We start from the raw sequence: 1,454 nt of genomic DNA, 5'->3' as shown, positions 1-1,454 counted from the left end.
AACCTTAGCAATCTCAAGCGGATCTCTAAAGTCAGGCCCTTTTAACAGAAGACGAACCTTATGAATCTCAAGATCATTTAGAAATAAAGCATTCAGTTTACCTGTGATTAACTTTCGTTCAGGCTGAAAGACTTGTTCCTCAGTAATCTTTCTTGCTGTGTCAGCTGTCGCTCTGTTGTAATCTTGAGCTTCACCAGTATAAAGTGGAGGCAAACGAAAAGCCGATCTAATTTTGTCTCGGCTCTTTTGGTCATATTCAAGAAACAAAGCATCCTCTTGAAGGATTTCAGCAAGTGACTTAATATCGACTTTCACTGGAGCAATCTCTTCATCGCCATGAATGTTTTTCCCCTTCGCTATGCCTTCTGCTTCAAGTAAAAGAAACTTATGAGCATTTTCCACCCCTTCTAGCCCATTCATGTAGTCCTGTAATTGTGAGTATGAGTCCTCTGATAACATACCATTTTCAATTGTGATGGCAGCGGGAATATGTCTACCTTGTTTGAAGTACATGAAGTTCAGCTCTTCAGCTTTTCGGGCCCCGTACAGATTAACAATATGGCCAATCCATCGAGGCTTTCCATAAGTACCGCTTCCTATCTTGAAATGAACTACTTCATTTGCTCGTTTCTCGAATGGAGTCTGTTCATCATATTGGCCTGTCTCTAAATTTAAAGTACGAGGATCACCATATTCCTTAAAATAAACCATACGGCCATCAATCATCTGAACATACTTTCGAAATCGTTTCTCCCTTTTGATTGATTTCATTTGTCCTTGTTCGAAGTATGTAAAATCAACTTCGATTGGTTCAGACAGTTTGCAAACTCGTACATTTTGAACGTCCATGTATTCAATGCCGGCTGGCTTATTTTCACCGTTTCGGATAACCTCAATAAATCCATTACCGGTCTTTTCTCGGTCTTCAATAACAAAACCGAGTACAGTCTCAGCTGACTCATCAAAGTGAAGGTATTTAACGAACTCTTCAAGCTTTGTCCATTCACTTTCAGCTTCTGTTTTTTCATTGTTTTTCACATCTGGCGAATTCACATCAAACGAGTACTCAAAATCAAACCCAAAGCCTACAATATTTGTCCTGTAGGCATCAACACATTGCTGTAAGATCGTTGAATACTCAGCAATCATCTTTAATTCTTTGAGATTATACGGAGGCGGTAAAATATTGCTGTCATAACTGTCCGCAAATTCATCCTCATAAATTTGTTTAGTCGATTCAGTAGGTGGAGAGGCTTTGATCACTCGTGCTTTAACAGATTGTTTTGACATGCTTTACCCCCTTCCTGGTCTTGATCTTTGTGGTCTTCCTTTAGATTCTTCTTTCAAATCGGTTACCTCATAATCATCGAGAGCGTACCAGATAGCTGATAGTGTATGCGGGTCTATAGTTCTATGATGTTCCCCAGCTTATCGGTAGCATAAGTGAGCGGTTT

General features: G+C 39.7%; 1 protein-coding gene and 1 pseudogene. Both read right to left on the bottom strand.

Annotation, left to right across the window (positions count from 1 at the left end):
• Positions 1-1,290 (bottom strand): phage portal protein (locus LWH95_RS21370; protein ID WP_232920344.1); only part of this gene is annotated, 1,290 nt, incomplete at its 3' end.
• A 3-nt stretch (positions 1,291-1,293) separates the two neighbouring features.
• Positions 1,294-1,454 (bottom strand): annotated as a pseudogene (locus LWH95_RS21365) (PBSX family phage terminase large subunit); the annotation flags it as partial.

Origin of the sequence: Bacillus sp. G16, from assembly GCF_021282335.1 — a bacterium.
In the GTDB taxonomy this organism is placed as follows: Bacteria; Bacillota; Bacilli; order Bacillales; family Bacillaceae; genus Bacillus; species Bacillus inaquosorum.
Note: the sequence above shows the minus strand (reverse complement) of the source record. Positions and strands in the feature narration are given on the sequence as shown.